This is a genomic window from Mesorhizobium sp. P2_E9 (genome assembly GCF_056403815.1).
In genome coordinates this window covers 324,517-337,454 of the sequence record NZ_JBFUET010000009.1, presented here as the reverse complement: position 1 = coordinate 337,454, position 12,938 = coordinate 324,517, and the positions used below count along the sequence as shown (strand labels likewise).

The window sequence follows — 12,938 nt, the reverse complement described above, 5'->3', positions numbered from 1 at the left end:
CAAAGCATGGCTGGTTTTTTCAAGAAGATATTTTCGTTCGGCAAGAAAGAAATTGTCGAGGAGCGCGTCGACGAGACCGCGCCGCTGCCGCCGATCAAATGGGATCAGCTCGATGCGCTGAAGCCGGCGGCCGAGCCAGCGCCCCACCCTCCCCTCGATGGGGAGGGTCGCCACGAAGTGGCGGGGAGGGGTGATGGCGCCGACGCCAGCGCCAGTCACCCCCACCCCCAAGCTTCGCTTGGGACCTCCCCCATCGAGGGGGAGGTAAAGCCTGCGCCTCAGCCGGCACATGAAGAGCCAGCACCCGAGCCCGCTCCAACCATTCCGACTCAGCCGGAGCCGATCGTTCCGTCCGAACCGGAACCGCTGCCTGAGCCTGCTCCTGTAGAAGAGCCCGAACCTGAGACACCTGCCGAGCCACCGGTGCCGGAGGAAGTTCCTACGCCGCCCGCTGCTCCGGAGTCTGTTCCCGAGCCGCCGCCGCAAGAAGTGCCACCGGCACCGGTCGAGCCGGAGATCGAACCGTCGCGCCCGGAACCGCAGCCTGAGCCTGCTCCCGTCGAGGTGCCGACGCCTGCCGAGACACCTGCAGAGCCGGCCGCCCCGATCGAGGTTCCGGTCGCGCCTTCGGAGCAGCCAACGTCAGAGGCCACCGCCGCCCCTCATCCGCCTGCCGGCACCTTCTCCCCGTATGGTGACGGGGAGAAGGAAGATGCGCCAACGCCCCACCCTCCCCTCGATGGGGAGGGTCGCCACGAAGTGGCGGGGTGGGGTGACGACGCCGACGCTGGCGCCAGTCACCCCCACCCCCGGGCTGCGCTCGGGACCTCCCCCATCGAGGGGGAGGTAAAGCCCGCGCCGGTCGCGCCGCAGCCCGTCATTGCCGAGATCGCGCCCGAGCCGCAGCCCATCCCGCCACCGGCCCCACAACCCCTGCCGGAGCCGAAGCCCGCACCCGGCAAGGTGACCGTCACCAAAAAGGTCGAGAAGAAGGCCGAGCCGGTGAAAGCACCGGAGCCGGCACCGAGGCGCTCCTGGTTCCAGCGCATGCGGGACGGGCTTGCCCGTTCGTCGCGCGAACTCACCGGCAACATTGCCGGCGTCTTCACCAAGCGCAAGCTGGACGAGGAAACGCTGCAGGACCTCGAGGATGTGCTGATCCGCGCCGACCTCGGCATGGAAACCGCGCTTCGTATCACCGACGCGCTGGCCGCCAGCCGCTACGGCAAGGACGTCTCCGATACGGATGTCCGCACCGTCATGGCGGCCGAGGTGGAGAAGGTGCTGACCCCCGTCGCCCGGCCGCTGGAGCTCGATCTCTCGCACAAGCCGCATGTCATCCTGGTGGTCGGCGTCAACGGCACCGGCAAGACCACCACCATCGGCAAGCTGGCGGCCAAGCTGACCGATGGCGGCCTGTCGGTGATGCTCGCCGCCGGCGACACGTTTCGCGCTGCCGCGATCGAGCAATTGAAGATCTGGGGCGAGCGCACCAAATCGCCGGTCATCGCCTCCAAGATCGGCGCCGATGCCGCCGGCCTCGCCTATGATGCCTTCGAACGGGCAAAAGCGGCCGGCTCCGACGTGCTGATCATCGACACGGCCGGGCGGCTGCAGAACAAGACCGAGCTGATGGCGGAGCTGGAAAAGATCGTTCGCGTGCTCGGCAAGCTCGACCCGGAAGCGCCGCACACCGTGCTGCAGACGGTCGACGCCACCACCGGCCAGAACGCGCTCAACCAGGTCGAGATCTTCCGCAACATCGCCGGCGTCAACGGCCTGGTGATGACCAAGCTGGACGGCACGGCGCGCGGCGGTATTCTGGTGGCAATCGCGGCAAAGCACAAACTGCCGGTCTATTTCATCGGCGTCGGCGAACAGGTCGACGACCTCGAGCCTTTCTCGGCAAGCGAATTCGCCAGGGCGATCGCTGGAGTGGCGTAACGGCATGATCCCTTTGAACGGGACCGTGTGTAAGAAGGAAGATCATGAACCCACCCATTCTCGAACGCGATCCGTCCGACCCGCAGAAAGAGAAGAAGGAAGGCGTCAATCCCGTGCTCAAGCTGGTGCTGGAGCTGGGACCCCTGCTGGTCTTCTTTTTCGCCAATGCGCGCGGCGAATGGCTGGTGCAGAAATTCCCTGTTCTCGGTGAATTCGGCGGTCCGATCTTCGTCGCCACAGGCCTGTTCATGGCCGCCACGGCTGTCGCGCTGATCGCCTCGTGGCTGCTGACGCGCACCTTGCCGATCATGCCGATGGTGTCGGGCGTCGTCGTCTTCATCTTCGGCGCGCTGACGCTCTATCTGCAGGACGACATCTTCATCAAGATGAAGCCGACCATCGTCAACACGCTGTTCGGCGGCGTGCTGCTCGGCGGCCTCTACTTCGGCAGGTCGCTGCTTGGCTATGTCTTCGATTCGGCCTTCAAGCTCGATGCCGAAGGCTGGCGCAAACTCACCTTCCGCTGGGGCCTGTTCTTTATCTTCCTGGCCGTCGTCAACGAAGTGATGTGGCGCAATTTTTCCACCGACGCCTGGGTTACCTTCAAGGTCTGGGGCATCATGCCGATCACGCTTCTGTTCACCTTCAGCCAGATGCCGCTGATCCTGCATCATTCGCTGGACGACAAGGCGAGCGGGGAAGAAAAGCCCGGTAAGTAGAGCCGGAAAATAAAGGGGAGAGCCATGGAATTCGTCACCACGCGCGACGAGCTGAGGACGATCTACAAGACGCCCCGGCCCACCGATGGCTCGATCCGCAAGGAATTGAAGGCACTCGATGGCCATTGCCGCTCCTTCATCGGCAAGAGTCCGTTCGTGCTGATCGGCTCCTCCGACGGCGAAGGCAATGCCGATGTGACGCCGAAGGGCGACAAGCCCGGCTTCGCCGCCATTCTCGACGACAGGACCATCGCCATCCCCGACCGGCCGGGCAACAACCGGCTGGATACGCTGGAGAACATACTGCGCAATCCTTCGGTCGGGCTGCTCTTCCTCATCCCCGGCATGAACGAGACGCTGCGCGTCAATGGCGATGCCCGCATCACCGTCGACGCCAGTTTGCGCGAGCGCCTCGCCGTCGACGGCAAGGAGCCGCAAAGCGTCATCGTCGTCGCCGTCAAGTCCACCTACATGCATTGCGCCAAGGCCTTCATGCGCTCCGATTTGTGGAAGCCGGACAGCTGGTACGACCGCGCGACGTTGCCGACACTCGGCCAGATCCTGCGCGACCAGCTGGCGCTGGCCGATTCCGTCGAGGCGACCGACCGCTGGCTGGACGACGATTACAAGCAGACCATGTGGTAGGCTTTTGCGGACGCGATTCGTCCGAACTGGCTCCATACCTTGCTGAACATCCTCGCCATCTCCGGCAGCCTGCGGGCGGCCTCCACCAATTCGGCCCTGGTCGCGGCACTGGCGCGCAACGCGCCGACCGGCTGCTGCGTCACCATCTATGACGGGCTCGGCCGGCTGCCGATCTTCAATCCCGACGACGAGGGCGAGCGCACAGCGCGCGAAGCGGCCGACCTGATCGACGCCGTCACCGGCGCCGACGGCATCATCGTCTCCTGTCCCGAATATGCCCATGGCGTGCCGGGCGGGCTGAAGAACGCACTCGACTGGCTGGTCTCACGCGACGCCGCCGTCGCCAAGCCGGCCATGCTGGCCCACGCCTCGCCGCGCTCGCTGTTCGCCCGCGCCGCCCTGGCCGAGATTATGCGCACCATGTCGTTCGCGCTGTGTGAGGACGCGGTGCTGGAGATTGCCCTGCTGGGGAAGAAGCCGCCGGAGGTGGAGGCTATTTTGGCTGAGCCGGTGAATGTGCTGGCGATGCGCGATGCGCTCGCGGCCTTCGCGGATTTTATCCGCACGCGCTGACGTTGGCCCTTCCTTCTCCCCTTGTGGGAGAAGATGGCCTCGCGAAGCGAGGTCGGATGAGGGGTGCTCCAGCTTGGCAAGGACGGTGATCCGTCACCCACCCCTCATCCGTCTCGGCGCTGCGCGCCGATCCACCTTCTCCCACAAGGGGAGAAGGGAAGACCTACCCCTTCCGCAACGTCTCGACATCGGTTTTGCCGACATACCAGTCGCGGGCGTTGACCTCTTCGAAAACCACCCAGACATCGTCATTGCCGAGCCCGGTGGCCTCCATGATGGCCGCCGTGACTTTCTTGGCGATGTCAGCCTTCTTGCCTGCCGGATCGGCGGCGATCACTTCCTTGACGATGCGGATGTTGACGAATGGCATGACGTCCTCCCCTTGGATTATGCCTGATACCGGCAAGAGACTGCTTCGAGATCCTCTCAGGCGAACTGAATGGTGGCGGTGCCGGCAACCGTGGCACCACTGGCATGCGCAGAAACGCCATCAAGGTCCGCCAGAGAAAAGTTCGAAGCAGCCTCAAAAAGTCTTGGCCCCGTTCACCATCAGTCGCACTGAATAGAGCGAGGTGGTGCCGGCGATGTAGAGGCAGTTCAGCTTGGCGCCGCCGAACACGCAATTGGCGGTCACCTCCGGCACCTTGACCTTGCCGATCAGCGTCCCGTCCGGATCGTAGCAATGGATGCCATCGGCTGCACTCGTCCAGATGCGCCCGTCCGCGTCGAGCCTAAACCCGTCGAACAGGCCGGCGGTGCAGTCGGCGAACACCTTCTCGCCGGAGACCTTCTTGCCGTGCTTGCCGACGTTGAACACCCGCATATGCGCCGGATTCTGCGCACCGTGCGTGCGGCCGGTGTCGACGACATAGAGCAAGCTCTCGTCGAGCGAGAAGGCAAGCCCGTTGGGTCTCACCATGTCGGTGACGACGGCCTCGACCTCGCCGCTATCGGGATCGACGCGGTAGACATGGCAGGCGCCGATCTCGCTCTCGGCCTTGTCGCCCTCATAGTCGGTGTCGATGCCGTAGGTCGGATCGGTGAACCAGATAGAGCCGTCGGACTTCACCACCGCGTCGTTGGGCGAGTTCAGCCGCTTGCCCTTCCATTTGGCGGCAATCGTGGTGACGGAGCCATCATGCTCGGTGCGGCTGACGCGACGGCCCGAATGCTCGCAGGTGACCAGCCGGCCCTGCCGGTCGACGGTGTTGCCGTTGGAATTGCCCGAGGGCTGCCGGAAGACGCTGACGCTACCGTCGGTCTCGTCGAAGCGCAGCATGCGGTTGTTCGGAATGTCGGACCAGACGACGTAGCGGCCGGCGGCGAACCAAGCAGGCCCTTCCGCCCAGCGGCATCCGGTGAACAGCTTCTCCACCTGCGCGTTGCCGTTGAACAGGCGCGCGAAGCGCGGATCGAGAATTTCGTAATAGTCTTCGGCCGCCATGCATTTCCTCCCGGCATCACGTGACGCCGGATCAAGCCAGCCCGCGATCGATCTGGCAAGACGGGGCCTTCGCAATTTGTATGACAAAACGGGAGGAAACAGCCGCGCGACCAAGGCTGTCTCGCCTTAGGACTCGATTAACCGGCTATGCGCTGCGTGCAATGGTGCATTGCAACATCTTCTTTTTGCAATGCACCATTACTATGTCATGTTCCGTATTGACCAAGGGAGGAAGAACCGGCCGCGAGAATGCGGCACAGAAGGAACCCTTGCTATGATCTTCGATCTCATGACCCGCGCTCGCAGCAGCATTGCCAAGCGCAAGCACTACAACCGCCTCGTCGCCGAAATCGACAGCTTCTCCAGCCGCGATCTGGCCGACATGCGCGCCGACCGCTCGGAAATGCTCTACCAGATCCACAAGCAGATCTACGGCTAATCTCAAGTCTCGTGACACGCGCCGCCCAGGCGCGTTGAGATTCAGGTCAGGCCGAGTCGAAAACGGTGGATTCCGAGAACCGGAGCGGAGCGTACTTTTCGTACGTGAGCTCAGTTCTACTGCGACGCAGTAGAACAGGGAAGCGGAGGAAGCCGCCGTTCGCAGGCCGGCATCACCTGAATATCAATGCGCCGCCAATGCCTTGTCGATCTGCGGCAACAGCAGCGTCTGCGCCGATTCCGCCGTCAGCGGGCCGACATGCTTGTAGGCTATCTTGCCGTCCTTGCCGATGACGAAGGTCTCCGGCACGCCATAGACGCCCCAGTCGATCGCCGTGCGGCCGGCTTCGTCGACGCCGATCGCCTGGAACGGATTGCCGAGGTCGCCGAGGAATCGGCGGGCGTTTTCCGGCTGGTCCTTGTAGTTCAGCGCCGTCATCACGAAGCGCTTGTCCTGCGACAGCGCCAACAGCACCGGGTGCTCTTCCCGGCACGGCGCGCACCACGACGCAAACACGTTGACCAGCGTGACCTTGCCGGCAAACGCCCTGGAATCGAGACCCGGCAGGTTTGACCCCTCCAGCGCCGGCAGATTGGTCTGCGGCGCCGGCAGCCCAATTAGTGCCGAAGGCACTTCCGAGACATCGCGTCCCGACAAAAGCTGCGACAGGAACAGGCCGGCAAGGCCGAGAAAGACCAGCAGCGGCAACAGCACGAACAGGCGGCGGCTGGGTGGCGTCGGCGTTTCGGTTTCGCTGCTCACGGCCTCTCAGCCTCCACCTTGTCGGAACGCCGCCGCACGCCGGCTGCTTCCAGTCCGGCAAGATCCCGCTTGCGCCCCCTTTGGTCGAGCAGAATCCAGCCGATTAGCCCGGCCAGAACGACCGCCGTGATGCCATAGGCGGCAGTGACATAGAGTGCATGCGCACTCATGCCTGCCGCTCCATCGGCACGCCTCGTTCCAACCTTCCGCCTCGTTCGATCATTCTTTCCCTTAACGGCCTGCCTACTGCTGCGCAACGCACCGTGGTCTCAAACATACGTGGCCCCCGTGCCGCAGCCCTTGATGTCGCGCAAACCATGGCCAACCTCGCTCAGTCGGTTCCATGGCGAAGCGCCAGCGCGGCCGACACCGGCCCCAGTACCGCAAGAAACAACGTCAGCGCGGCAAGAATGAGGAAGGGCTGCAGGAAGGGATCGGGATTGGCCGTCGCGCCATAGCTCGCCGAAACACCGAAGATCAGCACCGGAATGGTCAGCGGCAGCACCAGCACCGAGATCAAGAGCCCGCCTCGCGGCAGCGCCACCGCCACGGCAGCACCCGCCGCGCCGATGAAGGTGATCGCCGGCGTGCCGACCAGCAGCGTCAGCGCGGTGGCGCCGATGGCGGGCGGCTCCATGTTCATGAACAGGCCAAGCAAGGGGGCGGCAACCACCAGCGGCAGCACGCTGCCCGCCCAATGCGCCAGGCATTTCACCAGCACCGTCACCGCCAGCATGTGCCGGTCGTTGCCGAGCACCAGCAGATCGAGCGAGCCGTCCTCGCGGTCGGCCTGGAACAGCCGGTCGAGCCCGAGCAGGCAGGCGAGCAGAGCGCCGATCCACAGAATCGCCGGGCCGATGCGGGAAAGCAGCTTCAGGTCCGGCCCGACGCCGAATGGAATCGTGGCGATGACCGCGAGGAAGAAGATGACGCCGGTCAGCGCCCCGCCGCCGGCGCGGATGTTGAGGCGGATGTCGCGGGCGAAGAGGGACCACATTACGATGTGGTCCCTTGTTGAGGCTGGCGTTCCTTCGCGCCCCCCTCTGCTTCCCCCATTCTCAATTCCGTCGCCCCCTCCAACCCCAGCGGCAGATGCGTCGCCGCGACGATCATCCCGCCGTCGGCGCAATGCCTCGTCATCAGCCGCGCAAATCGCGCCTCCGAAGCCTTGTCCAGTCCCGCCGTCGGTTCATCAAGTAGCCACAGCGGCCGGTCGCTGACCAAAAGCTTGGCGATCGCCGCCCGTCGCCTTTGCCCAGTCGAGAGATAGCCAAACGGCAGATGGCCGATGCCATCAAGCCCAACCGTCTCCAGCGCCTCGTCGACGCTCGAATCGCCACCGCCATTGAAATCGCGCCAGAAGCGCAAATTTTCCGTCACACTGAGCGCCGGCTTCATCGCATTCTGGTGACCAAGGTAATGGCAGGCCGAAGCGATCGACGGAAACGCCTCGCCGCCGCCTTCGAGCAGCACTCGGCCCTCCGCCACCGGCAGCAGCCCGGCCATGATCCTCAGCAAGGTCGATTTGCCTGATCCGTTCGGCCCGGTGACGACCAGCGCCTGGCCTTGATCGAGCTCAAAACCAATGCCGGAAAAAACCGGCTCGCCGCCGCGTTCGCCGCCCAGATTTTCGGCGATAAGCCGCATCCCTCGCCTGCCCTGAAAACAATGTTTCGCGAGCGCTGCCGCATCGCACAAATTTGCTCTCCGACTGTCTAGAACTATTCCAGAAAATTCTCTATATGCGGGTCATCCGTGCCAGCGGTCGGCACGGGAACAAGAATTTGCGCCGAACCAGCGCACGCGCCGCCTTGAACGGCTCGGGTTGCTTGGGAACGGACAGCGGAAATGGCCGTACCCGCACCTTTGCGCGTGATTGCATGCCATCGGCGTCCGTTCCCTTTCAGGCTGAACAGACAAGGACGGACCGCACGTGTCAAAATCCCTCGATAGTTTCAATTGCCGTCGCACGCTGACCGCGGGCGGCACCGAATATGCCTATTTCGACCTCATCGAGGCCGAGAAGAACGGGCTGACCGGCATCGCCCAGTTGCCCTATTCGATGAAGGTGCTGCTGGAGAACCTTTTGCGCAACGAGGACGGCCGCTCCGTCACCAAGGAATCGATCCAGGCGGTCGCCGGCTGGCTGACCGACAAGGGCACCGCCGGCGTCGAGATCGCCTATCGCCCGGCCCGCGTGCTGATGCAGGATTTCACCGGCGTTCCGGCCGTGGTCGACCTTGCCGCCATGCGTGACGCCATGGCCTCGCTCGGCGGTGATCCGCAGAAGATCAACCCGCTGGTTCCCGTCGACCTCGTCATCGACCACTCCGTCATCGTCGACGAGTTCGGCACGCCGATGGCCTTTGCCCGCAATGTCGAGCTCGAATATGAGCGCAACGAGGAACGCTACAAGTTCCTGAAATGGGGCCAGCAGGCGTTCCGCAACTTCCGCGTCGTGCCGCCCGGCACCGGCATCTGCCACCAGGTCAATCTCGAATATCTCGGCCAGGTCGTGTGGACCAACACCGAGGATGGCGAAACCACCGCCTATCCCGACACTTGCGTCGGCACCGATTCACACACCACCATGATCAACGGCCTTGGCGTGCTCGGCTGGGGCGTCGGCGGCATCGAGGCCGAGGCGGCCATGCTCGGCCAACCGGTCTCCATGCTTCTGCCCGAAGTCATCGGCTTCCGCCTCACCGGCAAGCTCAAGGAAGGCGTCACCGCCACCGACCTGGTGCTCACCGTCACTCAGATGCTGCGCAAGAAGGGCGTCGTCGGCAAGTTCGTCGAGTTCTTCGGCCCGGGCCTGTCCAACATGACGCTGGCCGACCGCGCCACCATCGGCAACATGGCGCCCGAATATGGCGCCACCTGCGGCTTCTTCCCGGTCGATTCGGAGACCATCCGCTACCTCACAATGTCCGGCCGCAGCGAGGACCGCATCGCGCTGGTCGAGGCTTATTCGAAGGCGCAAGGCCTGTGGCGCGACACCGGCTCCGCCGACCCGGTCTTCACCGACCTGCTCGAACTGGAACTCGGCAGCGTCGTGCCGTCGATGGCAGGCCCCAAGCGCCCCGAGGGCCGTGTCGCGCTGGAAGGCATTCCGGCGGGCTTCGCCAAGGCGATGGAGACCGAGTACAAGAAGGCCGCCGAGATCCACAAGCGCTACGCTGTCGAAGGCACCGACCATGACCTCGGCCATGGCGACGTCGTCATCGCCGCCATCACCTCCTGCACCAACACCTCCAACCCGAGCGTGCTGATCGGCGCCGGCCTCTTGGCCCGCAACGCCAACCGCCTCGGCCTCAAGCAGAAGCCATGGGTGAAGACCTCGCTGGCGCCCGGCAGCCAGGTGGTCGCCGAATATCTCGAAAAATCCGGCCTGCAGAAGGAGCTCGACCAGATCGGCTTCAACCTCGTCGGCTTCGGCTGCACCACCTGCATCGGCAATTCCGGCCCGCTGCCGGCGCCGATCTCGAAAACCATCAACGACAAGGGCCTGATTGCCGCCGCGGTGCTCTCCGGCAACCGCAACTTCGAAGGCCGCGTCTCGCCCGACGTGCAGGCGAATTACCTCGCGTCGCCGCCGCTGGTCGTGGCCCATGCGCTGGCTGGAACCGTCACCAAGGACCTCACCACCGAGCCGCTCGGCGAGGACAAGAACGGCAATCCGGTCTACCTCAAGGATATCTGGCCAAGCTCGGCCGAGATCCAGGAGTTCATCGAGAAGAACGTCACCCGCGAGCTGTTCGCCCGCAAATATGCCGACGTCTTCAAGGGTGACGAGCACTGGCAGAAGGTGCAGGCGCCGGAAGGCCAGACTTATGCCTGGGACGACAATTCGACCTATGTGCAGAACCCGCCCTATTTCGCCGGCATGACCGCTGGTTTCGGCAAGATCGGCGACATCAAGGGCGCCCGTGTGCTCGGCCTGTTCGGCGACAAGATCACCACCGACCACATCTCGCCGGCGGGTTCGATCAAGGCCGCCTCGCCGGCCGGCAAGTACCTGACTGACCATGGCGTCGGCGTCGCCGACTTCAACCAGTACGGCACGCGGCGTGGCAACCATGAGGTGATGATGCGCGGCACCTTCGCCAACATTCGCATCCGCAACCACATGCTGGGCGAGAATGGCCGCGAGGGCGGCTACACCATCCACTATCCGTCGAAGGAAGAGGAATCGATCTACGACGCGGCGATGGAGTACAAGAAGGAAGGCGTGCCGCTGGTCATCTTCGCCGGTGTCGAATACGGCAACGGCTCGTCGCGCGACTGGGCAGCCAAGGGAACCAATCTCCTTGGCGTCCGCGCCGTCATCGCCCAGTCCTTCGAGCGTATCCATCGCTCGAACCTTGTCGGCATGGGCGTCATCCCCTTCGTCTTCGAGGAAGGCACTTCGTGGGCCTCGCTCAATCTGAAGGGCGATGAGCTGGTCGAGATCGACGGGCTGAGCGCCATCAAGCCGCGCCAGACGATGACCGCCAAGGTCACCTATGGCGATGGCACGGTGAAGAACGTGCCGATCATCTGCCGCATCGATACACTGGACGAGCTCGACTACTTCAAGAACGGCGGCATTCTGCAATACGTGCTGCGCGATCTCGCCGCGTAACAAGGGAATAAGGCAGTAGGGCAGTAAGGCAGTAAGGGAGTAGGGCAAGGAAGTCATCTCCCTACTGCCCTACTGCCCTACTGCCCTACTGCCCTACTGCCCTACCTTCGGCGCTCCAAATCGCGCCGTCGCCGCCAGCAGCACCCCCAGCATCAGCCCGTTGAAGATGTGCCACAGGAAGTGCGTGCCGAGCGGAAAGCTGGCGCAGACCATCGGGTCGATCATGCGGCAGATGACGGACACCACGAAGATCGCCGACCCCGCCAGATTGTACCAGCCGGCGCGGTTGCCGCTGACTGTTACCCAGACACCGAAGAAGGCGAGCGCCAGGAACGGCGGCAGGTAGCTTGTCGTGCCGTTCGACGCCTGGCGCAGCCAGTCCGGCACGGCGAAGGTTATAGTGCCGGCCATCGCGTAGAAGACGACGAAGACCGCAATCGCCTTGCCCCAGTCCATGCCGAGGAAGCGGCGCAGATTGAGCAGCGTGTAGGCGAGCGTGAAGCCGGCGATCGGCAGGATATCGACCCAGATCGTGCCCTTGGTGGCAAAGGTATGGAAGATCGTCGAGCCGATGCCAATCGCCACCACCCACCAGGCCAGCACCTCGGCGAAGGTGCCGGCCTTGCATCGGCGTACTTCCCGCACGCCCCATAATCCCGCAGCAATGAAAGCAAGGTTGGTCAAAGCATTCGTCGGCTCGGACCAAAGTCCAGGCCCGGTCCGCTCGCAATAGAGATCGACAGGGGTCAGGAGAGTTTGCCACATGGTGATGATGCCAGCCCCGAATCGAACCACGTCGTGAAATGCAATGTCCCTCCTATTGCGGCCTTACCTCCAACTGCAATGGCAAAATTTCACCTCAACGTGACTTCCCGTTGACTTCCGCTTCTGCCACATATTTCAGACAATCAGAACAAAGCCGGCGCCACCGGCGGGAATTGGAATGGTCATGGCCTGGCGAAGATCACTTTGGCTGGCAGCCTTTGCGCTGGCCTTCTCGGCTTTTGCCGGTGCTGGCCATGCCGGCGAGGCCGAAAGAATCCAGGCGGACAAGCCCCAGCAGGACAAACCGCTCGGCGTGGTTGAACTGTTCACCAGCCAGGGCTGCAGCTCCTGCCCGCCGGCCGATGCCTTCTTCGCCGAACTTGCCACCAAGGAAGACATCGTCGCGCTTTCCTATCACGTCGACTATTGGGACTATCTCGGCTGGAAGGACACGCTGAGCCGTAAGGAAAACACCGAGCGGCAATATGATTACATGCGCGCCTTCGGCAGCCGCTCCGTCTATACGCCGCAAGCGGTCCTCAATGGCCGCGTGCACGTCAACGGCGCCAATCGCGGCGAGGTCGACGGCGCGCTCGCCCGCATGGCGAAATCCGGCGAAGGCATGCGCGTGCCCGTCAAGGTCAGCCGCACCAGCGACCGCGTTATCATCGATGCCGGCGATGCCGGCGCCGGTCCGAGCGACGCCCATGTCGTCATCGTCTATTTCGAGCAGCCGCAGACGGTCAAGATCGCCCAGGGCGAGAACTCCGGCCGCAAGATGACCTACTGGAACGCGGTCACCGGCATCCAGACCGCCGGCATGTGGCACGGCAAGGCGCAGCGCTATGAATTGCCGATGAGCGAGATCACCAAGAAGGGCGGCTGCGCCGTGCTTCTGCAATCGGTCGGCAAGGACGGCATGCCGGGGCCGATTTTGGGTGCCGCGTTCATTCACAAGCCGTAGCGCCTCTTCCTTCTCCCCTTGTGGGGTCCGAAGGACGGGGCGAGACCCGCGGCTCGCCC

At 63.9% G+C, this 12,938-nt stretch carries 14 protein-coding genes; 7 read left to right on the top strand and 7 right to left on the bottom strand.

Annotated features, from left to right (window positions below; translation table 11 throughout):
- Positions 1–6: 6 nt before the first annotated feature.
- The 4 genes from ftsY to AC1D05_RS18100 are packed head-to-tail and all read left to right on the top strand — an operon-like array spanning position 7 to position 3,881.
- Positions 7–1,944, top strand: coding sequence for a signal recognition particle-docking protein FtsY (ftsY, locus tag AC1D05_RS18115; protein WP_477442603.1), 1,938 nt, complete (start codon positions 7–9; stop codon positions 1,942–1,944).
- A 44-nt stretch (positions 1,945–1,988) separates the two neighbouring features.
- Positions 1,989–2,663: a septation protein A gene (locus AC1D05_RS18110; protein ID WP_477442601.1), complete on the top strand. Its 675-nt coding sequence runs from the start codon at positions 1,989–1,991 to the stop codon at positions 2,661–2,663.
- A 24-nt stretch (positions 2,664–2,687) separates the two neighbouring features.
- Positions 2,688–3,308 (top strand): pyridoxamine 5'-phosphate oxidase family protein, encoded by a 621-nt coding sequence (locus AC1D05_RS18105; protein WP_477442600.1) that lies wholly within the window; start codon positions 2,688–2,690, stop codon positions 3,306–3,308.
- Positions 3,309–3,347: 39 nt separating this feature from the next.
- The gene (locus AC1D05_RS18100; RefSeq protein WP_477442598.1) at positions 3,348–3,881 is read left to right on the top strand and encodes an NADPH-dependent FMN reductase; all 534 of its coding nucleotides are present in this window, start codon (positions 3,348–3,350) and stop codon (positions 3,879–3,881) included.
- Between the two features lie 163 nt (positions 3,882–4,044).
- On the opposite strand, the gene AC1D05_RS18095 is transcribed toward AC1D05_RS18100, so the two are convergent.
- Together AC1D05_RS18095 and AC1D05_RS18090 are read right to left on the bottom strand one after the other, a co-directional pair.
- Positions 4,045–4,251: a tautomerase family protein gene (locus tag AC1D05_RS18095; protein WP_010912352.1), complete on the bottom strand. Its 207-nt coding sequence runs from the start codon at positions 4,249–4,251 to the stop codon at positions 4,045–4,047.
- A gap of 153 nt (positions 4,252–4,404) precedes the next feature.
- Positions 4,405–5,325 carry an SMP-30/gluconolactonase/LRE family protein gene (locus tag AC1D05_RS18090; protein ID WP_477442596.1) on the bottom strand — a complete coding sequence of 307 codons (921 nt, stop codon included), beginning with the start codon at positions 5,323–5,325 and terminating at the stop codon, positions 4,405–4,407.
- 274 nt (positions 5,326–5,599) lie between these two features.
- On the opposite strand from AC1D05_RS18090, the gene AC1D05_RS18085 reads away from it, so the two are divergent.
- Positions 5,600–5,764 (top strand): hypothetical protein, encoded by a 165-nt coding sequence (locus tag AC1D05_RS18085; protein ID WP_477224396.1) that lies wholly within the window; start codon positions 5,600–5,602, stop codon positions 5,762–5,764.
- 183 nt (positions 5,765–5,947) lie between these two features.
- Here the strand turns inward: AC1D05_RS18085 and AC1D05_RS18080 are convergent, their stop codons facing one another.
- The 4 genes from AC1D05_RS18080 to ccmA all read right to left on the bottom strand — a co-directional run bounded on the left by AC1D05_RS18080 (position 5,948) and on the right by ccmA (position 8,173).
- Positions 5,948–6,526, bottom strand: a complete 579-nt coding sequence (locus tag AC1D05_RS18080; protein ID WP_477442594.1) for a DsbE family thiol:disulfide interchange protein — start codon at positions 6,524–6,526, stop codon at positions 5,948–5,950.
- Positions 6,523–6,696 (bottom strand): heme exporter protein CcmD, encoded by a 174-nt coding sequence (gene ccmD, locus AC1D05_RS18075; protein ID WP_477442593.1) that lies wholly within the window; start codon positions 6,694–6,696, stop codon positions 6,523–6,525. The genes AC1D05_RS18080 and ccmD overlap by 4 nt, the downstream gene beginning before the upstream one ends.
- A gap of 161 nt (positions 6,697–6,857) precedes the next feature.
- Positions 6,858–7,523, bottom strand: coding sequence for a heme exporter protein CcmB (gene ccmB / locus AC1D05_RS18070; RefSeq protein WP_477442591.1), 666 nt, complete (start codon positions 7,521–7,523; stop codon positions 6,858–6,860).
- Positions 7,523–8,173 (bottom strand): heme ABC exporter ATP-binding protein CcmA, encoded by a 651-nt coding sequence (gene ccmA, locus AC1D05_RS18065; protein WP_477442589.1) that lies wholly within the window; start codon positions 8,171–8,173, stop codon positions 7,523–7,525. Before ccmA ends, ccmB begins: the two co-directional genes overlap by 1 nt.
- Positions 8,174–8,459: 286 nt before the next feature.
- Between ccmA and acnA the strand changes: the two genes are divergently transcribed.
- Entirely contained in the window at positions 8,460–11,150 is a 2,691-nt protein-coding gene (gene acnA, locus AC1D05_RS18060; RefSeq protein WP_477442587.1) for an aconitate hydratase AcnA, read from the top strand.
- 93 nt (positions 11,151–11,243) lie between these two features.
- Here the strand turns inward: acnA and AC1D05_RS18055 are convergent, their stop codons facing one another.
- Entirely contained in the window at positions 11,244–11,915 is a 672-nt protein-coding gene (locus AC1D05_RS18055; protein ID WP_477442585.1) for a ceramidase domain-containing protein, read from the bottom strand.
- Positions 11,916–12,093: 178 nt separating this feature from the next.
- On the opposite strand from AC1D05_RS18055, the gene AC1D05_RS18050 reads away from it, so the two are divergent.
- Positions 12,094–12,879, top strand: coding sequence for a DUF1223 domain-containing protein (locus tag AC1D05_RS18050; RefSeq protein WP_477442583.1), 786 nt, complete (start codon positions 12,094–12,096; stop codon positions 12,877–12,879).
- The last annotated feature ends 59 nt before the right edge of the window (positions 12,880–12,938 follow it).

Coding starts and splice junctions, on each gene's coding strand:
- AC1D05_RS18110 (WP_477442601.1), top strand. CDS start 1,989: ATGAACCCACCCATTCTCGAACGCGATCCGTCCGACCCGCAGAAAGAG.
- AC1D05_RS18085 (WP_477224396.1), top strand. CDS start 5,600: ATGATCTTCGATCTCATGACCCGCGCTCGCAGCAGCATTGCCAAGCGC.
- AC1D05_RS18105 (WP_477442600.1), top strand. CDS start 2,688: ATGGAATTCGTCACCACGCGCGACGAGCTGAGGACGATCTACAAGACG.
- AC1D05_RS18050 (WP_477442583.1), top strand. CDS start 12,094: ATGGTCATGGCCTGGCGAAGATCACTTTGGCTGGCAGCCTTTGCGCTG.
- AC1D05_RS18090 (WP_477442596.1), bottom strand. CDS start 5,325: ATGGCGGCCGAAGACTATTACGAAATTCTCGATCCGCGCTTCGCGCGC.
- ccmB (WP_477442591.1), bottom strand. CDS start 7,523: ATGTGGTCCCTCTTCGCCCGCGACATCCGCCTCAACATCCGCGCCGGC.
- ccmD (WP_477442593.1), bottom strand. CDS start 6,696: ATGAGTGCGCATGCACTCTATGTCACTGCCGCCTATGGCATCACGGCG.
- AC1D05_RS18095 (WP_010912352.1), bottom strand. CDS start 4,251: ATGCCATTCGTCAACATCCGCATCGTCAAGGAAGTGATCGCCGCCGAT.
- ftsY (WP_477442603.1), top strand. CDS start 7: ATGGCTGGTTTTTTCAAGAAGATATTTTCGTTCGGCAAGAAAGAAATT.
- AC1D05_RS18055 (WP_477442585.1), bottom strand. CDS start 11,915: ATGTGGCAAACTCTCCTGACCCCTGTCGATCTCTATTGCGAGCGGACC.
- ccmA (WP_477442589.1), bottom strand. CDS start 8,173: ATGCGGCTTATCGCCGAAAATCTGGGCGGCGAACGCGGCGGCGAGCCG.